We start from the raw sequence: 21,584 nt of genomic DNA on the forward strand, positions 1-21,584 counted from the left end.
AACGGATTTTAGGATGACAGGATGTCAAAGCTGCAATTCCGACAATGGCCCTCGTACCTTGCCCCAAGCTTGGTATCTATAGCACTCCTTTATAGCTTGATACAGTTGGCGGTAATGCCTTGTATGACGGTTAATAAAGAGCTGCAGGCATCCGCTAATCGTTTAAATGCCTTCCTTCCGATAAAAGTGACACCGACCACCCGTTGGGATCAGGTCATTGCTGGTGATAACTCACTTGGTTATGTGTATACCCTAACGCTTGCACTATCATCAGGTCGGGTCATGCCCACGATGCTGTCTGAAAGCCAGTACCTGATTGACTATGGGTGTGGGGATTCGGCGTTGCGCTCATACCTTGAAAACGATGTGAGGGTTTCTTTAACCCTACGCGATCAGTTAGGGGTATTGGTGCGCGTCATTAATTTGAATAAAAGCGACTGTAACGTTCTGTAAGTTGCTTTTAGGGATCGCTCTATTTCTTATGACAGGAAGTCAAACATGAAAAAAATACTACTACCTATCCTTACTGCAGGAATGCTTTGCTCGTTAGCCGGCTGCTCAGATATTAACGATGAGTTAAAGACGTTATCCGAGGACACTAACAAGCAGTTACCTAAAAAGCTCAACCCATTTGTAACAATGGAAAAAACGGAGTCTAAGGACCACGGGTTTAGCATCTTTTATACGATGACAAGGGTCACAGCCGAAGAAATAGATGACGACACCATAGCAACAACCAAACAAATGGTCGTTGATCTAACGTGTAAGGATGGAGATATAAAGGATTATCTCGAGCAAGACGTAGAAATCACCTATGTCCTGAATGATAAAAATGGCGAACATGTTCGTGATATTTCAGTGAAGAAGAAAGATTGCCCTGAGCTTTAACATCTGAATTATAGACATTGGAACATGGTATGAAACGGAATTTACTTGCCGCAGCTGTGATGGCTGCCAGTCTTACTCAATTAGCAGGCTGTCAGGTGCAGACCAGCGCCGAGACGTTAAATAAAGTATTTGAGTTTTCCCAACAAAATGCGCCGGCTGATACCATTCTGTATCTGCAAAGTAAGCACCTGCCGGATGCGGAAGGGGCGTATGATCTGACTCAATTACAAAGCGCTTTATCACTCTATGCTTCGAAAAGTGACTCAATGCCCTCTGCGTTGATGAATGTAAAAGCGTTTCTTGATCGCTTATCCGCGTTGGAAGATCAATCACCGGACACCTTATTAGAGCGCTTTGGCTTGGAAACGGGTTTTGGTTCAGTTGTATATCTTGATGGCTTAGCACCTGTGATGCACCTATCGGTTGCTGATTCGGAGCAGTTCTTAACAGGTATTCGCTCGCTCTCTGATGAGAATGAGTTAGAAGAAGTGAAGATCAATAATCAGTCGGTTCTGGTGATGCCTTTAGCCGCAAGTGATGAGCCTAAGCCTTCTGATGAGCAGATCTATTTAGCAGCTCGAGTGAGCGATGGGATCGGGACAATCACGCTCTTCACGGACAAAGACTCTGATCAGGTTAAGCAGCAAAGACTAGCGTTGGCGAAAGAGAGCGATTCTTTGTTAGATACACACCAGGTTAAGCAGCTAAAAGACACCTATCAATACCACCACGATGTCGTTGGGTTTATTGACTTGGTGCAACTTGCAACGAGTTTGTTAAAGCCTGAACAAAAAAGAGCCGGTCAGGATTTACTCGCGCACGATATCAACACTAAACCAGATGGTTTGATCGACGTGTGTGCCGATGATCTCATTCGTGTTGCGGGTAATACCCCACGAATCGTCATGGGCATGACCGATATTCAAAAAGAAGGTGACGCTTATACCGTTGATGTATCGGCGACACTCGAGATTGCCAACACTGATGTTCGAAACCAATTAATCAAGCTGAACGGGCATTTAGACCCTTCTGCTTTCTCATCCCAAGCATTGTTATCTCTTGGCCTTGGTGCAAATGTCGATAACTTTGTCACGGTTATGACGGGGCTTACCGGTCAGTTAAAGTCAGCTTCTTTCGAGTGTTCTGGTTTTCAAGCTAAAAAGGATGAGCTGATGGATGAAGATGCGGTCAAAAAAATTGCAACCTTTTCAGCGCTTGCATCCGGCCTTCAGGGGGCCTCTGTAGAGCTGTTTAGTGTTGATATGGATGCTAAAAAAGGCGAGCCATCGGGTATAGATGCCTTGATAACCGCCTATTCTAAAAACCCGCAGCAGCTTTTGAATTTGTCGGCGATGCTCAACAACACGGTTAACTTGCCTGATGATGGGACGGTTGTTGATCTAGATATGCCTGAAGCGCATCCGCTAATTCAAAAACTCGAGCTTAAAGCCGCGAAAAAAGAAAACACATTACTGATGTTAAGCGGTGAAACTTCACTTAACTCTGTGCAAAACGCGAGTACAGTTGAGCTTAATCAAAAAGGCATTTTGGGGCTTCGTGTGGATTATAAGGGTCTTCGCGCACGTGCTGCCGAAATGCAGGCCATTTTGGCAAACTCCGAAAAACCGAGCTCAGCAGGTTGCAGCCTGCTGCACACAACGGTTGTATCGATTAACCCATCCAGTGATTACGCTGATCTGTTGATGGGCTTTGAGGAGCAAGGTTTCACCCTTAATTCGAGTTATAAATTCTCGAAAGCACAAACGCATTCGTTTGAACCTGGTACTTATCACTTAGAGTCTTTGAGTCGCAAATGTGCTTGGGAATACGACAGTGAGATTGAGTTTAAAGACGATGGAACAGCCACCTTTACGCGCTCTGAGGAGCCTGGGTCTTGCCCTTTAAGTAAGGTGGAAAGTCATTGGACAAAAACGGGTCCGCAGATGGCGTTTACGATTGATCGTGTGACAAAGCGAAAAGATTGTTCAGCCGAGTGGAGTGAGTCAAAGCTTGGTGACCTTTCATGCGTTATAGTGAACCCGACCAAAGAGAGCTTTGAGTGTCGCATGGGCGACGATCACTATATGCGCTTTACGCGGCAATAGTTGTTTAATTTTTGTACGAGATGATTCGTAAAGATCAGATGTCCCACGATTTATTGAGTATTTAGGTAAAACTCTTATTTACCCATGACATTTAGATCGTTATTTTGTGCGCTGATGATCGATGGTGAATACCTAAACGGATGCTAGCGAATCAATAAAATTCATTACAGAGGAATATTAGGGAATAGCATGAATAAAAAAATGCTGGTAACAGGCGCTTTAGTAGTAGGCGCTACGCAATTAGTTGGATGTGGTTCTGATAGTGATCCGTTGACGATTTTCCAAAAAAACGCCCCTGCTGACACCATCATGTATGCTCAAGGCAAGCATGTTGCAGGCACAAGTGGCATGTACGATTTAGACAAGATCCAATCGGCTCTTTATCGTTTGCTCATGATGGATGGTATTCATCAAGACAATGAAGCCAAAAAGACCTTTCGCTCTTTGCTTGATAAGCTGACAACACTGTCTGAACAAGATGCTGATAATGCGCTTAAGTCATTTGGCTTAAAAGACGGCTATGCATCAGCTTTCTACTTGGACGGTATCGCACCTGTCTTGCAATTCGAATTGGAGAACGATGAGCAATTCATCAAAGGTGTTCAAGACTTAGTGTCTGATACCGAAAGCTTGAAATTCGAAGAGCAAACCATCGGCGGTAAGAAAGTTCAGGTTCTGCCTTTCAAATCAAAAGATGAAAATACCGAAAGCTCAACATCAAAAGGGCCTCAGCAGTTATTCCTAGCGGTACGTGCTGAAGAGGGTATTGGTACGATTACCATCTTTACCGATAAAGATGCTGACGAGCAGAAGGAACAGCGCTTAGCCATTATCGAAGAACCAAAGCCTCTTTCTGATACAGACCGCATCGAATCCCTGGAGAAGAAGTACAACTTTACTGAGAACATGGTGGGTTTTGTTGACCTAGTCCAGTTAGCGACCAGTGTTGTAAAGCCTGAAACAACGCGCGCAGGTAAAGATTTCTTAGCGTGGGATGGCCCAAATTCAAGTCAGGGTTTACCGCCCGTGTGCGCTGATGAAACCATTTCATTAGTCAAAAATGTGCCTGAGTTGGTAGTGGGTTATACCCAGTTAGAAAGCGACGGCAGTAAGCTCAAAATGGACTCTACGATGATTCTTAAAATTGAGAATCAGAAAGTGCGTGATGAGCTTAAAAAGTTAAACGGTCACTTGGATAGCTCAATGCTGAACTCTAATGCCATCATTGCGATGGGTCTGGGTTTAGACATGGATCAATTGGTTCCATCGTTGACGAATCTGTGGACTCAATTTACCGGCGCTACTTTTGAGTGTCCGGCGCTGCAGCAAGCTCAAATGCAAGCTCAGCAAGCTAACCCTGCTATGTTAGGCATGTTCACGTCATTTGCATCTGGCGTACAAGGTGTATCGTTCGAGTTGTTTGATGTGAACTTTAATGAAGAAGGTGAGCCAAGCGATGCTGACTTCATTATCACGGCCGCTACTAAGCAACCAAACCAGTTGGTAGGTTTGACGGCGATGGCCGGAATGCCTCTGCAATTACCAGCAGATGGTTCAGCGATCAGTCTTCCATTGCCACCTAATGCTCAGCTCCCAGAAGGTGTTGACGTTAAGGCCGCAATGAAAGAGAAAGAAGTTGTTCTTTTCATGGGTAAAAAAGCAACTGAAGTCTTTGAAGGTAAAAACAATGATGCCCTTAACCACGACGGCATCATGAATGGTATGTTCAATTACAACAAGTTGTTTGATTTGGCGTCCAAAGGTGCACAGCTGATTGGCGCGGCCAAGTACAGCGACTCTTATGAGTGTGCTACCGCACGTGAAGCTGTGATGATGTGGGATTCCGCTGTAGATTACGCAAACTATGATATGCGCTTTAACGATGAAGGCCTTGTCATCAAAAGTGCTGGCCAAGTGAGCAGCCGTGAAGCTGCCGCGTTCAAGCCAGGTAAGTATCAAGTGGAATACCTGTCTGATGGTTGCGAGTGGGTTGTTGAAGGCAAAGAAGAACTGAAAGAAGATGGTACCGGTTCTTACTCTAGCCTAAGCGATGATCAATCGTGCGCACTGACTGAAGTGGCTTACACATGGACTAAGACCGGTCCTATGATTGAGTTCAAGGATGACAGCGTTCAATACCGTGAGCAGTGTTCAGATGAGCTGGTTGACGATGAGAAATCGGAATACTCTTGCTTGATCCTAAGCACCAACGAGAAAGGCTTCGAGTGTCTTTACGGTGTAGAAGAGGGTGAAGGTGAGCTTTACCGCTTTACGCGTCAGTAATTAATCGCCTGCGTTAAAGTAAAAGAGCCTCATCATGAGGCTCTTTTTGGTTAATGGCTTTAACCTTACTTTTCCAAACTGGCGAGATACGCCCGCCAGCCACCCAAATGGGTTATCTCTTTTGAGTCTTTTAACCCCGCGGGTTCACAGATAAAACCCGATACCCAGCGTCCATCGGCTAACTCCACCTTACCAATCCCCAGTGGTGCTGGGATGCCTGCAACAAAGCTACCCAATTGAGCCGTTGGTATTTTCCACACCTCGACATCAATCGCTTGGCCTTGCGTTTCGCTGTTCACCAAAGCAGGGCGAAGCGGCGGGCCGCCGGCTAACGCATAAAGGCGATAGCTGGGTGAAGTTGTGGTGCTTTGTAGTAGTGTGGCACCGCGTTCGGTGAGCTGCCAATTAAGTGGTTGGCCAGAGAGATGCGCCCCGCAGACCAGCAGTTCCACTGAGTCTAAGTCCCCCACTTCTTGGTTGCTAAGTGTAGGGTTAGCAATGCCTGTAGCCCCTTGTGGTAGCAGGAATAAGGTCTGAATGCGGTTGGCGATGGACAGTAATTGCCGGTCGCTGAACGCAGGTCCCACCACGGTAACACCGAACGGCATTTGATGAGTGATCTGTGTGGGCACAGCCACCGAGGCCATATCCAAAAGGTTCATAAAGTTGGTGTAAAAGCCGAGCTGGCTGTTCCGGAGAATGGGCTCCTCGAGCACCTCCTCAATGGTGAAGTGTCGTCCAGCCGTTGGGGTGAGTAAACAATCAAGTGATTCCATTTGCGCTTTGCAAAGCTGGTTTAAGTCATTCAAGCGATACTGTGCTTTAAAAAGCTCAGTGGCTTTGGGGGTGCGGCCTTGCTCGACAATGGTGCGCACGACAGGGAAGACCGACTCTGGGTTGGTCTGGAGCATCTGTTCTGTTGCTATAAAGCGCTCGCTGACCCAAGGACCCTCGTAAAGCAGTTTTGCGGCTTCATCGAATGGAGCGTAGTCGATCTCGATCAGGGTGTGACCGTCGGCTTTAAGCGTCTCTAACGTGGCGTTGTACGCCGCTTGGTATTCAGTGCTGCCAAAAAAGTCGAGCTGATCGTTTGGAATAACACCGATGGTGAGCGCACCTTGGCGTCGTCCATACTGGCGAGCTTGGTTTTGAAATGGATTTTTACGGCTGTATCCATCGCGTATATCAAACCCTTCGGCGGCGCTTAAAACGACATTGGCATCGTCGCTGTTAAAGGCAAAAATGCTGATGCAATCCAATGTTCTGCAAGCGGCCACCATGCCGGTCGCCGAGAGTAAACCGATGGTCGGTTTTACGCCGATTAGGTTGTTAAAACACGCTGGGACTCGTCCAGAGCCTGCGGTATCAGTCCCCAAACTGAATGTGGCTAACCCAAGACCTACGGCAACAGCCGAGCCCGAACTTGAACCGCCGCTGACGTAATCTTTGTTAAAGCTGTTTCGGCAAGGGCCAGCAAAGGAGCGGGTGCCATTTAGCCCTGTGGCAAATTGATCGAGATTGGTTTTGCCAACCGGAATCGCGCCAGCATCAATCAACTGCTGAACCACACATGCAGAGTCATCTGGTTTGTATGTAAAAGGTTCGCACCCTGCTGTGGTTGGAATACCGGCCAGATCAATATTGTCTTTGATCGCAAACGGCACGCCCCAAAGTGGATGAGTCTCGATCGGTTTCTGCTTTAACGCATCAAGGTAAGGGCTGATCTCCTCCTCGGTCAGTAGGTGCAGGAAGATTGTGTGATCTTCCGCAATCTTAGCTCTAGCGCGTATGTCGGCGAAAACCCCGTCTGGGGTGCGAACACCACTTTGATAATCCTTGTGTAGGTCCGCTATGGTCATCGAATGCTGAGCGGCACCGGGCAGCGGTGTAAAGTCGTGAGTCGTGTTCATGCGGATTCCTCCATGATGATTAAAGCTTGGCCTGCTTGGATTTTTTGTCCGGAAGTGATCAAGACCTCAGTGATTGTCCCGCTGCACGGTGCAAAAATAGGGATCTCCATTTTCATGGATTCAAGGACTAACAGCTCTTGCCCTTGTTGCACGGTATCGCCTTGATGAACATTGGCTTGCCATACGCTGCCCGATACGGGGGAATCACACACCATGGCGTCTTCTGGCCATTGTGTGTCGATCGTGATGACTGCCTCTTCTTTGGTTTCGTAATTGAACTGACCGTCTTTGTGCCAGCGGGCAAGCTCCTCTTCAAAGGCAAGGTCTCGCTGGGTTTTGAACTGATCGATTTCGCTTTGATGTTGCGCCACAAACGCATCATATTCACTTAGGCTAAAGGTCGTCTCTTCGATGGTGATGGGGTAGTCCCCATTCGGGAAGTCACGACGAATCTGGGTGAGCTCCTTGTGTGAGACTTCGTAAAAACGGATCTGATCAAAGAAGCGTAACAGCCAAGGTTGGGTAAATTCGCGGGTGTGTTTGTAGCGATTCCACATCTGTAAGGTGCGGCCCACAAACTGATAACCGCCGGGGCCTTCCATGCCGTAAACACACAGGTAAGACCCACCGATCCCCACTGAGTTTTCAGCTGTCCACGTTCTTGCTGGGTTGTACTTGGTGGTCACTAAACGCTGGCGAGGGTCAATTGGGGTGGCTACCGGTGCGCCTAAGTACACATCCCCTAAGCCCATTACAAGGTAGGAAGCCCCAAAGACGATCTCCTTAACCGCCTCGATGCTATCAAGGCCATTGATACGGCGGATAAACTCAAGGTTACTTGGACTCCACGGGGCGTTTTTACGCACGGATTGATCATACTTATCAATCGCAAGCTGGCAGGCTTTGTCATCCCACGAAAGGGGGATATGCACAACGCGAGATGGAACACTCATGTTTTCAAGCTGTGTCGCGAGTGTACGCTCGGCTTTGTGAAGGTGAGCTAGCAAGGTATCAATCGAAAGCTGCTTGGCATCGTAATGCACCTGCAAAGATCGAATACCGGGCGTGAGCTCTCGCATGCCATCCAATGGGTGTTGGCGAAGCCATTGCATCAGGGCATGAGCTCTAAAACGCAGTCGAATATCGAGCTGCTGTGGGCCATACTCAACCAACAAGAAATGATCGCCAGCGGCACGGTAGACCACGGTTTCGCCCACATCCTCTTGGTGTAGTTGGGAGATGACGGGGGTGGTGATGGCCACGTGCGGGATCTGTTTTTCCAGATGCTGCAAAGCCTGAATAGCGTTGCATTGATGTGTTTCAAGCTCTACCGCATCCTGCAACGCCACCGGTATGAACCGCACTTTGGAACCGGCTTTGAGTTGGCCGAGTTTCCAAAGATCTGCACTGATCACGGTTGCAGGGCAGACAAACCCGCCCAGTGAGGGGCCGTCTGGGCCGAGGATAACGGGCATGTCGCCGGTAAAGTCGATGGTGCCAAAAGCGTACGCATTATCGTGAATGTTTGACGGATGAAGACCGGCCTCTCCGCCGTTTTTGCGTGCCCAATTGGGTTTGGGGCCAATCAACCGTACACCGGTACGGCTGGAGTTGTAGTGCACCTCCCAAGTGTGATCAAAGAAGGTTTCGATGTCCTCTTGGGTGAAAAAATCCGGCGCACCGTGTGGGCCATAGATGACGCGAATCTCCCAATGGCCGGATTCACAGGCGCTTTGAAAAGCCGCTAACTCAGCTGCCTGCAGCGTTAGCGGATTGGTCTTGTTGTGTAGATCGGCTTTCGGTGTATCCACTAATCGAATCACGTCGCCGGTGCGAAGTGCTCGCCCGTTGTGTCCGCCAAATTGACCCAGTGTGAAGGTTGAGCGCGAGCCTAAATAATCCGGGCATTGGATGCCGTCTTTTATGGCCAAATAGCTTCGTGCGCCTTTGCCTTGAATGCGCCCAAGCTTGAGCGTTTGACCGGCTTTAATCGTGACGCATTGCCATTGTGGAAACGGCTGCTCATCCAAGGTGGCATCAATCATCGCACCGGTAAGCGCGACCTCGGTGTCTTTGCTAAACAGCAGTTGTGGCCCCGACACGGTGATCTCAAGCCCTGCGGCGTTCTCTGGGTTATCAAGAAGTCGGTTGGCCAAAGCAAACGAGCGTTGATCGAACGGACCACTGGGTGGTACGCCAACATCCCAATAGCCACTGCGTCCAGATAAATCCTGAACCGTGGTTTGGGTTCCTCCTTGCAGTACATCGATGCGTGAGGGGGTAAATGAAAAGGTGTTTAAGTAGCGAGTGGTGATCTTCCCTTGGCGCAGTACTTCATCCTCAAGGAGGGCAATCAAGTAATGTTGATTAGTGACACTGCCGTAAAGAGTGGTGTCTCTTAATGCGTTGGATAACCGTTCTAAGGCTTCGTCACGGGTATCGGCGTGTGCGATCACTTTGGCGAGCATCGGGTCAAAGTAAGGTGCGACGCTAATACCGCTCTCTAGCCAGTGATCAATGCGAATGCCGTTACGCTCTGGGAAGTGGACGGCGGTGAGTTGATCAGCACTGGGTTGGAAATCTCGATAGGGGTCTTCGGCGTAAACACGCACCTGTACGGCATGGCCTTGAGGGAATAGGGCGGCTTTCAAGGTCGCAAGTTTGGGTAATTCGCCGGACGCTAATTGTACCATCCACTCTACAAGATCCACCTTGTACACCATCTCGGTGACGCCGTGTTCAACCTGCAGTCGGGTGTTGACCTCCAAAAAGTAGAACTGGTCGGTATCGGTGTCGTAGATAAACTCGACGGTGCCGGCATTGCGGTAATGGGCCGCTTGTAAGAGCTGCTCGGCGGTGTGGTGCAGTGTTTCGGCAAGCTCCGGCTTAAGATGGGGGGCTGGGCACTCTTCAACCACTTTTTGGTTGCGTCTCTGGCTTGAGCAGTCGCGCTCGCCGATGGCGATCGCTTGGCCTTCGCCATCGCCAAACATCTGAACTTCGATGTGGCGTGCGTTTTGGATAAATTTCTCTAAAAAGACGCCATCATCGGAGAAGTTATTGGCCCCTAAGCGTTTGATCGAATCAAAAGCGCGCGTTAACGCAGCGGAGGATTCACACAGTTGCATCCCAATTCCGCCACCGCCTGCGGTGGTTTTCAGCATGACGGGGTAGCCGATCTGTTCGGCGGCCTGAAGCGCCTCGGCTAAAGTGGTGATCAGATCGGTGCCGGGCAAAAGTGGCACATTGGCTTTCTCGGCTAGGGCGCGTGCCTCGTGTTTTAAGCCAAATTGACGAATCTGCTGTGCGGTTGGGCCGATAAAGGCGATTCCGGCGGCTTCACAGGCCTCCACAAATTGGGCATTTTCACTTAAAAAACCATAACCTGGGTGGATCGCTTGTGCGCCACTTTTCTTGGCAATGTCGAGCAGCTTTTGGCCATCAAGGTAGGTGTTAGCCGCCGGACCATCGCCCAAACTGTAGGCTTCATCGGCGTGTTGAACATGAAGACTTTGCACATCGCAATCGGCGTATACGGCAACCGATGTGATTTGCATCGCTTTTAAAGTACGGATAATCCGAGTGGCAATGGCACCGCGGTTGGCGATCAGCACTTTTGTAAACATGGAGCACCTGTTTCCGGGCCGTCCCGGAATCTGTTTTCACTGTGAGGTCGTCCACACAGGGATTAATCGGTCAGTTCCAGATCGCTACATCTATCGGGGTTGGGTTGTAGCCGTTGCAAGGGTTGTTCAGCTGTGGGCAGTTGGAGATCAGCACAATCACATCCATCAAAGCCGTAAGCTCTACGTATTTACCGGGGGCTGAAATGCCGTCGGCAAAGGTCAAACCGCCCTCTGGGGTGATGGGGACATTCATAAAAAAGTTAATGTTGTGGGCGATGTCGCGTTTGTGCAGACCGTATTCGGGGTGTTCGGCAATCGCGAGCATCCAGCTATCACGACACGCATGCATACAGCGCTTTTCCAAGTCATAGCGCACGGTGTTGCTCTCGGTGGCGCAGGCTCCGCCTAAGGTATCGTGACGGCCACAGGTATCCGCAGTGATCTCAAGTAAGGGGTTATTGAGGTTGGAGCGTAAAACCGACCCGGCGGTTAAATACACATTGCCTTGTTCGCGTACGGTATCGGTTGCGCTGTAACGCTCTTGCGGGTCGTTGGCATTAAAAAACAAGGTATCGGCCGCTTGGTTGCCTTCAAGGTCGGTGATACGAAAAGTTTGACCGGCTTTAATGCGGCCTATGTAGTAATCACCGGCTTTGACGTGTTGCACCGCGTGGGCGGTGTCGTGGGTAAGTGGGCTTTCTTTGATCATGTTCATCCCCTTAGCGGCCAATGTGGTAAAGGTCGTTATTTTGGAAGCCTCTTAGGTTTTCGGCGCATGCGTTTTTGCAGGTGTCGTCCTCTTGAACCGGTGCGGCTGTCCCCAGTGCGATTTCGACTTGGCCCTGTGGGTAGGCTTTCGCGCGCTCCAAAGGGTGAGGGCAGGTGTGCAACATCACGAGGGTGTCCATCTCGAATCGCAGCGTGACTTCGTGCCCTTGAGTGGATTGATCAACAAGGCGCATGTTGCCTTGTTCATCGGTTGTGACTTGGCTAAACCAGTTGATGTTGGCGGCAAGGTCAGCGGCGCTTAGCCCGTATTTGGCCAGCTCGACCAAAAAAGCATCGTGCCCGTTTTGTAGCCAGTCATTGCGGTCGTGTTGGTAGTCCCGAAGACCCCATTGTTTGATGTGACTTGCATGGCTGTTACCGCATACGGTGTCGTGCCACCCAAGAGAATCCTCCACCACTGAGGCAAAAATCCGCCCCATATCGGAGTAAAGGCAATGGCCTTGGGTCAGCTTAAACGTGTGCTGGCATTTAAGGGTATCGGGTGCGTTGTAGCGCTCCAGCATATTCTCGGGGTTGTAGAACAACATCCCGACATTTGAGTGGTTGGACACGTTTTTCAAACGCATCACGGTGCCTTTGCGCATGCGCAGCGACCAGTGCGCACCGCTGGGTAAATAGGTGGTGTAGTTGATCTGATCGATCAAAGACGATTCAGACATCACAATCTCCTTAACTTAGGCGGCAACCGGAGTTGGCCTGATGGACTGTTGAAGGTGTTGATAGGTTGAGCTGGCTATCTCACCCACGTTTAGGTCGTAGGTGATGGTGGCCCCATAGGCGTTGGGGGCGTGTGGGTCATACCGAAGTTTGTCGAACACCCACAAGCGCGTACCTAAGTAGAACCCCTCTTTAAGGTCGTGCGTGACCATAAACACGGTCAGCTTGTACTGCTCCCAAAGCGAGAGGACAAGGTCGTGCATATCTGAACGAATGCCAGGGTCAAGTGCGCCAAAAGGCTCATCCAGCAGTAGGATTTTGGGTTTTCCAAGTAGGGTTTGGGCGATGGCGAGGCGTTGACGCATACCGCCGGATAGCTCAAGTGGGTATTTATCCAACGCATGCTGAAGGCCAACGCGCTCTAGCATCTCTAGGGCTTCGTCGCGTGCTTGGGCTTTTGCATTCCCGAACAGGTAGCCAGTTACGCCTCGTCGTTGAAACCCTTTGGTGGCCATTACGTTGGCCAACACATTCATGTGCGGAAACACCGAGTATTGCTGGAACACAATGCCACGATCGGGGCCTGGTTCTGATGGGATAGGGTGATCATCCAGTTGCAGCTCACCCTGGCTTGGCGTTTCGGTGCCCAGCAGCATTTTCAGGAAGGTGCTTTTACCACACCCTGATGCGCCCACCATGGTGATGAATTCGCCTTCCTTCACCTGCGTATTGATGTTTTCTAGGACGGTATGATCACCGAAGCGTTTCCATAAATTACGGGCGTGAATCATGATTGACCTCCTTGATGCCAAGGGAACAGAGCCTTGCTGAGTCGTGCGAGGGCATAATCGATCACAAAGGCGAGTAGGGTGATCCAAGCCACATAGGGGATGATCACATCCATCGACAGGTAACGACGGACCAAAAAGATGCGGTACCCCAACCCATCGGTCGAGGCGATGGCCTCAGCGGCGATCAAAAATAGCCAACCAGCACCGAGGGACAAGCGCACAGCGTCGAATAAACGAGGCATCAGTTGTGGCAGCATCACGCGTACCAGAATTTGCGAGGTGTTTGCCCCAAGCGTTTGGGCTTTGACCAACTGCTCGCTGGGGATCTCTTCAGCGCGACGCTGAATGTCTCGTGCGATGAAGGGGGTGATCCCCACCGCAATCAACACGACCTTGGAGAGCTCGCCAAGTCCAAAGACGATGAACAAGATGGGCAAAAGCGCCAGTGGCGGGATCAGCGACAGCACCGTTAATAAAGGTGAGAAACCGGCTCTGACCAGTGGCAGTGCACCGGTAAACAACCCCATCGCAAGCCCGAGGGTGGCCGCAATGGCCACACCGTACCCTAAGCGCGTTAAGCTGCTCAGTGTGTCTTGCCAAAAGAGGTATTCGCCTGTGCGTTTACTCGGCTCAAACGCCATGCGCTCAATGGCGCTGCTCATCTGAGTAAAGCTGGGTAACAGCTTGTCATTGGCGTTTTCGGCCAAGCGCATGTCCGAGCCGATCATGTACAGCACAATCAAAGCCGCAAAGGGCAGCAGTGCTAATAAGACCGCGCTGGCGCGAGACGGTGTGTAATTAATCAGACGTTTCATGATAGATCCAACTAAGCGGCAACCTGAGTTGCCGCGTTAACGATTACAGAGCGCCGTCTGCCGCCATTTGCATGAAGCTTGGGTTGAATCGCAGTTGGATATTGTCTGGGTTACCGTACACACCGGACGGTGTTTCGATACCAATGAAACCTGCATCCGGTGCGCCATCGCCCAATAAACCATGATCGAATGAGAACTCAGCCACATGCGCCATCGTGGTTTTTAGCTGATCGCTGTTGGTGAGTTCCAAGGCGCTGGTTGGGGTGTAGAACATCTCGGTGCTGGCCAGTTGGTCGTTGTAGCCTGCAAGGTCGGTACCTGACGCTTCGGCCATGTAGGTTTTGGCCGCATTAGCGGTGTCTGAATCCCCTTGCATTAGGCCCATGATTTCATACCAAGCGCCGACCAAGGCTTTGCCAAGTTCGGGATGATCGTTCAGCGTTTGGGTGTTGATCACCATCATGTCGATGATTTCGCCCGGGATTTGAGATGAGTTAAACACCTCTTGGCTGTTTGGCATCGAATTGATCTCACTGAGCAGAGGGTTCCACGTCACCACCGAGGTCACATCATCCGTACCGTACACGGCAACCATATCCGCATCGGAGGTGTTCACAACGGTGACATCCGCTTCGCTCATGCCCACGCTGTCCAAAGCGCGTGCGAGCAGGTAATGTGAAACGCTCAGCTCAACCAGATTCACCTGCTGGCCTTTAATGGCCTCAAGCGAGTCAGCCCCTTTTAGAACCACACCGTCATTTCCGTTAGAGAAGTCCCCAACGATCAGAGCCGTGCTATCGACACCGCCGGCGGCTGGGATAGTCAAGGCATCCATGTTGGTCATGGTGCAGGCATCAAATTGACCCGCCGTGTATTGGTTGATGGATTCAACATAATCGTTGATCTGAACCACTTCGATCTCGATACCGTATTTATCGGCCCACTTTTTGACGATGCCTTGTTCAGCACCATAAGCCCATGGCATCCAGCCAACGTAGATCGACCAGCAAACTTTGAAGGAATCGGCGGCCATCGCCGAAGTGGAGAGCAGTAAAGACAAAGACAACGCGCACAGTCGTTTCATGAAAAACCTCTCGTTCGTTCCGGTGGCAAAGCTGCCACTGTGTTCAGGTTGCGTCGGTAAATGGAGTACCCCTGGCGCTTACGCCAAACGAGTCTCCCGGGCTTTTGTCCCGCCGTGTAACCTGTACTCGAACACGCCTGTTCGAATCGAAAGGTCGAGTGCTCTTGGACCAGACGTTGATAGCATCAACCGGAACCCTAGCGCTCTATTTATCCAGATTGTTTGTCACGTAATGCAAGGGTACGGACACTTTTGTCACAGCAAAAATAAGTCCTGTTTTTATAAAGTGCTTATTAAACAGTTGGTTATATGAATTTTTGTATGGTTCGATAATATAGTTCTGGTTCTGTAGCTTCTGTCTTGCTCTAACTCGGTGCACAATACCTCTGCACATTGCACTCTTTTAGACGCACACCCCAAAAGGATGGTAAATGGAAGGTTTAGCGCTTTCGCACTATGGATTTTTCTTTTTAACGGCGATCTTACTGGCCCTAACGCCTGGGCCGGATAACCTGTTTGTTCTGCTTCAATCGGCGCGGTTTGGCCATCGTGCCGGCCTTAGTATTATTGCCGGTTTATGCACCGGGCTTTTGGGTCACACGCTTGCGGTCTTGCTGGGGGTGGCGGCCCTTCTGAAAGCATCGGCTTTAGCGTTTACCGTGTTAAAAGTCTTGGGGGCGCTTTATCTGGTGTATTTGGCCTACAAAGCTTGGACGGCGCCTGTCGGCACTTCATCAGCATCGCAACCTGACGTACAAGGCGCGAACACGCAAGCGCCATCACTCTGGCGTTACTACCGTACCGGTGTGTTGATGAACCTCACCAACCCTAAGGTGACTTTGTTCTTTTTGGCGTTTCTCCCGCAATTTGTGAACCCTAGTGTAGGTAGGGTAGAGGTGCAGATTGTGATCTTTGCGGCCTTGTTTATCATCGCGGCCATACTGATCTTTACCGTGCTTGCTTATGTGGCCAGTGCTTTATCGAAAGTGCTTTTCTCAAAACCCATCTACGAGCGTTGCTTAAATCGATTAGCCGCGACCGTCTTTGGGGCGTTGGCGGTCAAGCTTATGATGAGCCGCGTTCACGATTAACCCTAACGATTTGATCTTTAAGGATGCTGGTTTTTCTCTATAATGCCCTACACCTTAACAACCGTATGTAGGGCATCGGGCGCTGCTCGGTAACGATAATAATCGGCCTGTAATCGACGTGGATCTTGATCATGACGTACCCAAAATTTGAATCCGATGCGGATGTCATCGCCTTTGTTCGCTCCTACACCTCTGTGTTTTCTGATGCAGAAACCCTCATCGTGGAGGAGATCGGCGACGGTAACATCAACTTCATCTACCGAGTTAGAGGCGACATCGAGAGCGTCATCGTAAAGCAGGCCTTGCCGTTTGTTCGCATTATTGGGGATGGTTGGCCGCTCTCGCGGGATCGAATTCGCATTGAAGCCGAAGTCCTTAAAACCGAAGGGACGTGGGCACCACAATACGTGCCCAAGGTGTTCGCGTTTGACCCTGATGAGTCGGCTTTCATTATGGAAGACGTGGGCGATCACGAGAACTTGCGCCATGCTTGGATTGCCCGTCACCCGCTGCCGGATTTGGCTCGTCATTTAGGTGTGTTTTTGGCCGAGACCTTATTCCATACCTCCGACTTTTATCTGGATTACGAGGCGAAAAAGCGTGCGGTTGCTAACTACATCAATCCGGATCTTTGTAAAATTACCGAAGACTTATTCTTCTGGGACCCTTACTGCGACCACGAGCGCAACAGCATCAACCCAGCCGTTAAATCCGTGGCGCAAAGCCTATGGCAGGATGAACCCCTGAAACTTGAGGTCAACCGCTTAAAGTACCGCTTTATGACAGGTGCTGAAGCGCTGCTGCACGGGGACCTTCACGCAGGTTCGGTCTTTGTTCGTGCGGACAGCACCAAGGTGATTGACCCGGAGTTTGCCTTTTATGGGCCTATGGCTTTTGATGTCGGCTCGGTGATCGGTAACTACCTGTTAAACATCGCCGGTCAATTTGGCCTTGAAGGCGATGCCAAGGCGCGTGCGGATTACCAAGCGCATCTGTATGAGTCGATCCAAACTCTGTGGGTGACGTTTAAAACACGCTTCTTGAAGCGCGTATCCGAGAAAACCGATGAGCCAACGTTCCAGTCGGCGGCGTTTGCCAAAGATTTTCTAGATCGGGTGTGGCATGAGTCGGTCTCTTTTGCCGGTACCGAGATGATCCGTCGCACAATTGGTCTTGCGCATGTGGCGGATCTGGATCGGATTGACGATGAAGCCTTACGTGCCAAATCCGAGCGTTGGGCCTTGCTGTTGGGGCGTGAAATGATCCTCACGGCGGATCAGATTGCATCGCCAGAGGCCTTGGTGGCGCTTGCCAAGGATTGGGAATATTAACCCGGATGTGACATTTGCGTGAATTAGATCTTAGCGGCTGGAAAAACCCTACCCAAGCCGCTAGATTACTGCGCTGATTGGTTAAGGAATAGGACACCATGATTAAAGCCCGAGGTTTAGCCCGCTTTTATTACGCAACCCAATATTCAATTAAAGGGTTAAAAGCGGCGTTTCGTAATGAGCCTGCATTCGAGTATGAGGTGTACGCTTTTATTGTGCTGTTTCCGGCCTCCTTTTTTGTGGCGCAAAGCCCAACGCAGTGGGCTTTGCTAGCCGGCAGCTTATTCATGGTTTTGGCGTTTGAGCTGATTAATTCGGCGATCGAAGCCGTGGTGGATCGAGTGGGTGTCGAGTTTCACGAGCTGGCCGGTCGTGCTAAAGATTTAGGATCAGCAACGGTCATGATGGGGCTCTTTATTGTGGCGATCTGTTGGGGATCGGTCATCGTCGAAAATCTCATGGGTGGCTAATGCCCCCATGATTTTTCCGCTCTAGCACTGCCAATGGCTGCTTTTGCAGCTCTTTTAGGCGGCAGCATCCCTGGTTAGAGTCTTTTCTACAATTGCTTTGAGTTCCGGTATGCAAGAACCACAGTTGGTACCGCATTTTAAGGTGGCACCTAGTGATTCGGCTGAGTCGGATTTGCCCTCCAGCAAGGCGTTGATGATGGTTTGCTCGCCCACCTGATAACACGAGCACACGGTGCGTCCCGTTTGGCTGGCAGGGGCTGCCGGTACGCCCGCTAACAGGCGAAGGCGGTCGGTCGAAACATCAAAGCATTCACCCAGTTGCTCATTAACCCAATGCCGATCACAGTTAGGGCGGTTTGGCTCACCCAGTAGCAGCACCACAAGGCGGGTCTTCACAAAGCCCGCGGCACTCAAATACCGCCCTTCGGTATCGCTTAAATGCACCCACTCGTCTACTTCTGGAAAGTTGTTTTTAAGCCAATCAAGATCGGGTAGGCGATCCTCACTGATCAGCTCCCACGCCGTGCCTTTACTTAGAGGCGTTTTAAACCAGATAAGGTCTTCGTCCGGCTTAAACGCAGCTGTGGTAAAGAGCAAACCTTGCCACATCGCAGGCAGAGCGCTGACATTCACCGGGCTTTGTTTGAACTCGGGCTGACCCGATATCGGGTCGACTTCGGCTTTCACAACGCTGTTTACACGCGCTTGGCTGGCAAATTGATCTGTCCAGTGCATCGGTACAAACACCGAGTCTTTACGCACCGCTTCGGTGACTTCGGCGCGCGCTACGTATCGGGTTTGCTGGTGAGTAATACTGACCAATTGATCATCTTCAATCAAACGATGCTTGGCTGAGTCCGGGTGGATTTGTACGCTGGGTAAACTGATGTGCTCCAGTAAGCGAGCCGCTTTGCCGGTACGCGTCATGGTGTGCCACTGGTCGCGGATACGGCCGGTGTTGAGCATCAACTCGCTGGCCTTAGGTGCGTGCACTGGCAAACGAGGTTGAACCGCCACTAAATTGGCTTTTCGGTTCGGTGTAAAAAAAAGACCATCATCAAAAAAACGCTGACGGCCGTTTGGGTAGGCCTGATTAACAGGCCATTGAATCGGTTTGAGCGCGTGGTAAGCAACGTCAGAAATATCGGCCAAGCCACTGATATCAAAATCCCGCTCGTGATCGTTTTCAAAGCCCGATAGTGCTGCGTGCTCGCGGAAAATATCGGCATTACTGGTGTACGAGAAGGCCTCTTCAAAGCCCATGCGTTTGGCAATATCGCACAGGGCTTGCCAATCGTGGCGGGCCTCCCCAGGTGGGGTTAAGTAACCGCGCTGGCGGGAGATAAAGCGCTCCGAGTTTGTGACGGTGCCGTCCTTCTCGCCCCAAGTGGTGGCGGGCAGTTTTACATGGGCAAAGGCACTGGTATCGGTGTGTTCCAGTGCATCGGACACCACCACCAACTCGCAATTACCTAAAGCTGCTTTAATCCGATCCGCATCTGGCATCGAGACAACCGGGTTGGTGGCCATAATCCAGACGGCCTTGATGCGCCCATCCAGCATCGCATCAAACATATCCACGGCTTTTAAACCTTCGGTTGTGGCCATATTGGGGGCCTGCCAAAAGCGTTGCACGCGCTCGACATGCTCAGGCTTTTTAAAGTCCATATGGGCCGCCAACTGATTAGCCAATCCGCCGACTTCTCGGCCACCCATTGCGTTGGGTTGGCCTGTGATGGAAAAAGGGGCAGCCCCTTTTCGGCCGATCTTGCCTGTCAGCAAGTGGCAGTTAATGATGCTGTTGCCTTTATCTACGCCCGATGAAGATTGGTTAATGCCCTGTGAAAACAGAGTCACGACATTGGTGCGCTCGGTAAATAACCGGTAAAATTCACCGAGGGCGTCCTCATCAAGATCGCAATCGGCCGCTGTTTTAGAAAGGGTTTGACCTTTAACCGAATAACAAAATGCTTCAAACCCATTGGTGTGATCATTCACAAACACAGGGTCGTGTGCATTGGTGGATAGGATATGCTCTGCAAGGCCATTAAACAGATACGCATCACTGCCAGGGCGAAGCGGTAGATGAAGATCGGTCAAGTCACAGGTGGCAGTGCGTCTTGGGTCGATGACCACGACCTGCATGTTTGGCTTGTTCTCTTTGGCTTTGGCCAAGCGCTGATACACGATGGGGTGTGCCCATGCAAGGTTAGATCCGGTTAAGATGACCACATCGGCATGGTTTAAATCGTCGTAGCAGCCCGGCACGGTATCCGTACCAAAGGCCCGTTTGTGTGCCACCACCGCCGAGGCCATACACAAGCGTGAGTTGGTATCGACATTGGCGGTACCCATAAAGCCTTTAATCAGCTTATTGGCCACATAGTAATCTTCGGTCAGGATTTGGCCCGACAAATAAAACGCCACTGAGTCTGGGCCGTACTTATCAATAATGGCTTTGAAGGAATCTGCGACATGCGCTATGGCGGTGTCCCAGCTGACCTGTTGGTGATTGATCATGGGGTGGAGTAAACGGCCTTGGTGATCAACCGTTTCATGCAACGAGGAGCCTTTAACGCACAAGCGGCCTTGGTTGGCGGGGTGGTCTGTACTGCCGCTGACCGTAATCAACTGATCGTTCTCGATTTTAGCGTCGACACCGCAGCCTACACCGCAGTAAGGACAAGTGGTTTTAACAATCGATGCCGTCATGATGCGCTTACCCAAAAAAAGCCAAAAAAAAAGCGCCCTCAGGTTAAAACCTGAAAGGCGCCATTGCCATTGCTCCTCATAGCAGAGACTACAGTCTCAGTATCGATATAAATAAAGCAGGTAGTGTGCCAGTTTTTAGTTGGTTTGTTTTATTTTTCATAACTATTTGAAATTTAAGGATTTTAATGCTGTCCTTCTGTTTTTGTGAGGCTTTGTTTACGCTAGACGGCCTTTTTAAAATGAGAGGAAGGGAGTCCAAGTTGGGGCGTTTGCTCGGTTTTGGTGCGCGCTATTTATCGGTAGGGTCTTATCCATAGGTGGTATCCCTTGTTTTAGTGATTGCGCATTTAATCAACAGTTGTTATTTATAAAGGTTAAACAAACGGATTTGACCCTATGAAACAGACTGTCTTAATCGTAGAAGATGATGATGCCACCCGAGCTCGATTAGAACGGGCCATCCGAGAAGGCGGGATGTTTACCCTGATCGGTGCAGTTGGTTTTTTCAACGCCGCCTCGCTGCTGCTGCATAAACAACCCCCTGATATTCTGCTCACCGACTTGGACTTGCCCGACGGCAACGGGGTGGATCTGATCAAGATTCAAAAACATGCCCCCAATGACGGCTTAGCCGTGGTGATCACCATTTTTGGTGATGAGGGACACGTCATCAAAGCGTTAAAAGCGGGTGCTTCAGGCTATCTTCTGAAAGACGATGATTTCATCGAGATCAACAACGCGCTTAAACAGATGGTCGATGGTGGCTCGCCCATCAGCCCGTCCATTGCGCGATATCTCCTCGCTGAGTTTAGCTCACCCACGCAATCGGAAGGCATTGAAAGCCAGTTGAGTGTGCGGGAGCAAGAGATACTCGTCTTGGTCAGCAAGGGCTATACCTCCAAGGAAATTGGCATGATGTTGCAGGTGTCTTTCCACACCGTGAATGCCCACGTCAAAAATATCTATAAAAAGCTCTCGGTTACCAACAAAGCTGAGGCCATCTACGAAGCGACCCGACAAGGAATCATCTAA

At 50.4% G+C, this 21,584-nt stretch carries 16 protein-coding genes and 1 riboswitch; of the genes, 8 read left to right on the top strand and 8 right to left on the bottom strand.

Annotated elements, in window-relative coordinates; genetic code table 11:
* Positions 1-21: 21 nt before the first annotated feature.
* The 4 genes from ACXAF9_RS16165 (at position 22) to ACXAF9_RS16180 (ending at position 5,276) form a co-directional block, all read left to right on the top strand.
* Positions 22-453, top strand: coding sequence for a hypothetical protein (locus ACXAF9_RS16165; RefSeq protein WP_475075871.1), 432 nt, complete (start codon positions 22-24; stop codon positions 451-453).
* A 45-nt stretch (positions 454-498) separates the two neighbouring features.
* The gene (locus ACXAF9_RS16170) at positions 499-888 is read left to right on the top strand and encodes a hypothetical protein (protein ID WP_475075873.1); all 390 of its coding nucleotides are present in this window, start codon (positions 499-501) and stop codon (positions 886-888) included.
* 29 nt (positions 889-917) lie between these two features.
* Positions 918-2,993, top strand: a complete 2,076-nt coding sequence (locus tag ACXAF9_RS16175) for a hypothetical protein (RefSeq protein WP_475075875.1) — start codon at positions 918-920, stop codon at positions 2,991-2,993.
* 189 nt (positions 2,994-3,182) lie between these two features.
* Positions 3,183-5,276 (top strand): hypothetical protein, encoded by a 2,094-nt coding sequence (locus ACXAF9_RS16180; RefSeq protein ID WP_475075877.1) that lies wholly within the window; start codon positions 3,183-3,185, stop codon positions 5,274-5,276.
* A gap of 65 nt (positions 5,277-5,341) precedes the next feature.
* On the opposite strand, the gene atzF is transcribed toward ACXAF9_RS16180, so the two are convergent.
* The 7 genes from atzF to ACXAF9_RS16215 form a co-directional block, all read right to left on the bottom strand.
* Positions 5,342-7,186, bottom strand: coding sequence for an allophanate hydrolase (gene atzF / locus ACXAF9_RS16185; protein WP_475075879.1), 1,845 nt, complete (start codon positions 7,184-7,186; stop codon positions 5,342-5,344).
* Positions 7,183-10,812: an urea carboxylase gene (gene uca, locus ACXAF9_RS16190; RefSeq protein WP_475075882.1), complete on the bottom strand. Its 3,630-nt coding sequence runs from the start codon at positions 10,810-10,812 to the stop codon at positions 7,183-7,185. The genes atzF and uca overlap by 4 nt, the downstream gene beginning before the upstream one ends.
* A 70-nt stretch (positions 10,813-10,882) precedes the next feature.
* Positions 10,883-11,521 carry an urea amidolyase associated protein UAAP2 gene (locus tag ACXAF9_RS16195; RefSeq protein WP_475075883.1) on the bottom strand — a complete coding sequence of 213 codons (639 nt, stop codon included), beginning with the start codon at positions 11,519-11,521 and terminating at the stop codon, positions 10,883-10,885.
* A 10-nt stretch (positions 11,522-11,531) separates the two neighbouring features.
* Positions 11,532-12,260, bottom strand: a complete 729-nt coding sequence (locus ACXAF9_RS16200) for an urea amidolyase associated protein UAAP1 (protein WP_475075886.1) — start codon at positions 12,258-12,260, stop codon at positions 11,532-11,534.
* A 15-nt stretch (positions 12,261-12,275) separates the two neighbouring features.
* Positions 12,276-13,049, bottom strand: coding sequence for an ABC transporter ATP-binding protein (locus ACXAF9_RS16205; RefSeq protein WP_475075890.1), 774 nt, complete (start codon positions 13,047-13,049; stop codon positions 12,276-12,278).
* On the bottom strand, positions 13,046-13,864 hold the full coding sequence (locus tag ACXAF9_RS16210) for an ABC transporter permease (protein ID WP_475075893.1): 819 nt from the start codon (positions 13,862-13,864) through the stop codon (positions 13,046-13,048). The genes ACXAF9_RS16205 and ACXAF9_RS16210 overlap by 4 nt, the downstream gene beginning before the upstream one ends.
* A 43-nt stretch (positions 13,865-13,907) precedes the next feature.
* Positions 13,908-14,948: a putative urea ABC transporter substrate-binding protein gene (locus tag ACXAF9_RS16215; RefSeq protein WP_475075896.1), complete on the bottom strand. Its 1,041-nt coding sequence runs from the start codon at positions 14,946-14,948 to the stop codon at positions 13,908-13,910.
* 91 nt (positions 14,949-15,039) lie between these two features.
* A riboswitch (guanidine-I (ykkC/yxkD leader) is annotated at positions 15,040-15,160 on the bottom strand.
* A gap of 219 nt (positions 15,161-15,379) precedes the next feature.
* On the opposite strand from ACXAF9_RS16215, the gene ACXAF9_RS16220 reads away from it, so the two are divergent.
* The 3 genes from ACXAF9_RS16220 to ACXAF9_RS16230 all read left to right on the top strand — a co-directional run bounded on the left by ACXAF9_RS16220 (position 15,380) and on the right by ACXAF9_RS16230 (position 17,840).
* A complete protein-coding gene (locus ACXAF9_RS16220; RefSeq protein WP_475075898.1) occupies positions 15,380-16,039 on the top strand; it encodes a LysE family translocator in 660 nt (219 codons plus the stop codon).
* A 131-nt stretch (positions 16,040-16,170) separates the two neighbouring features.
* Positions 16,171-17,370, top strand: a complete 1,200-nt coding sequence (gene mtnK / locus ACXAF9_RS16225; RefSeq protein WP_475075900.1) for an S-methyl-5-thioribose kinase — start codon at positions 16,171-16,173, stop codon at positions 17,368-17,370.
* A 98-nt stretch (positions 17,371-17,468) separates the two neighbouring features.
* Entirely contained in the window at positions 17,469-17,840 is a 372-nt protein-coding gene (locus ACXAF9_RS16230) for a diacylglycerol kinase (protein ID WP_475075904.1), read from the top strand.
* 54 nt (positions 17,841-17,894) lie between these two features.
* On the opposite strand, the gene ACXAF9_RS16235 is transcribed toward ACXAF9_RS16230, so the two are convergent.
* Positions 17,895-20,552 carry a molybdopterin-dependent oxidoreductase gene (locus tag ACXAF9_RS16235; protein ID WP_475075906.1) on the bottom strand — a complete coding sequence of 886 codons (2,658 nt, stop codon included), beginning with the start codon at positions 20,550-20,552 and terminating at the stop codon, positions 17,895-17,897.
* Between the two features lie 396 nt (positions 20,553-20,948).
* Here ACXAF9_RS16235 and ACXAF9_RS16240 point away from each other — a divergent pair, with 396 nt between their 5' ends.
* Positions 20,949-21,584, top strand: coding sequence for a response regulator (locus tag ACXAF9_RS16240; RefSeq protein ID WP_475075909.1), 636 nt, complete (start codon positions 20,949-20,951; stop codon positions 21,582-21,584).

This window comes from Neptunomonas sp. ABH4_499, assembly GCF_056160565.1.

What these genes read in the sequence shown, in the direction of transcription:
- ACXAF9_RS16165 (WP_475075871.1), top strand. Translation starts at nt 22, where the DNA reads ATGTCAAAGCTGCAATTCCGACAATGGCCCTCGTACCTTGCCCCAAGC.
- ACXAF9_RS16170 (WP_475075873.1), top strand. Translation starts at nt 499, where the DNA reads ATGAAAAAAATACTACTACCTATCCTTACTGCAGGAATGCTTTGCTCG.
- ACXAF9_RS16175 (WP_475075875.1), top strand. Translation starts at nt 918, where the DNA reads ATGAAACGGAATTTACTTGCCGCAGCTGTGATGGCTGCCAGTCTTACT.
- ACXAF9_RS16180 (WP_475075877.1), top strand. Translation starts at nt 3,183, where the DNA reads ATGAATAAAAAAATGCTGGTAACAGGCGCTTTAGTAGTAGGCGCTACG.
- atzF (WP_475075879.1), bottom strand. Translation starts at nt 7,186, where the DNA reads ATGAACACGACTCACGACTTTACACCGCTGCCCGGTGCCGCTCAGCAT.
- uca (WP_475075882.1), bottom strand. Translation starts at nt 10,812, where the DNA reads ATGTTTACAAAAGTGCTGATCGCCAACCGCGGTGCCATTGCCACTCGG.
- ACXAF9_RS16195 (WP_475075883.1), bottom strand. Translation starts at nt 11,521, where the DNA reads ATGATCAAAGAAAGCCCACTTACCCACGACACCGCCCACGCGGTGCAA.
- ACXAF9_RS16200 (WP_475075886.1), bottom strand. Translation starts at nt 12,260, where the DNA reads ATGTCTGAATCGTCTTTGATCGATCAGATCAACTACACCACCTATTTA.
- ACXAF9_RS16205 (WP_475075890.1), bottom strand. Translation starts at nt 13,049, where the DNA reads ATGATTCACGCCCGTAATTTATGGAAACGCTTCGGTGATCATACCGTC.
- ACXAF9_RS16210 (WP_475075893.1), bottom strand. Translation starts at nt 13,864, where the DNA reads ATGAAACGTCTGATTAATTACACACCGTCTCGCGCCAGCGCGGTCTTA.
- ACXAF9_RS16215 (WP_475075896.1), bottom strand. Translation starts at nt 14,948, where the DNA reads ATGAAACGACTGTGCGCGTTGTCTTTGTCTTTACTGCTCTCCACTTCG.
- ACXAF9_RS16220 (WP_475075898.1), top strand. Translation starts at nt 15,380, where the DNA reads ATGGAAGGTTTAGCGCTTTCGCACTATGGATTTTTCTTTTTAACGGCG.
- mtnK (WP_475075900.1), top strand. Translation starts at nt 16,171, where the DNA reads ATGACGTACCCAAAATTTGAATCCGATGCGGATGTCATCGCCTTTGTT.
- ACXAF9_RS16230 (WP_475075904.1), top strand. Translation starts at nt 17,469, where the DNA reads ATGATTAAAGCCCGAGGTTTAGCCCGCTTTTATTACGCAACCCAATAT.
- ACXAF9_RS16235 (WP_475075906.1), bottom strand. Translation starts at nt 20,552, where the DNA reads ATGACGGCATCGATTGTTAAAACCACTTGTCCTTACTGCGGTGTAGGC.
- ACXAF9_RS16240 (WP_475075909.1), top strand. Translation starts at nt 20,949, where the DNA reads ATGAAACAGACTGTCTTAATCGTAGAAGATGATGATGCCACCCGAGCT.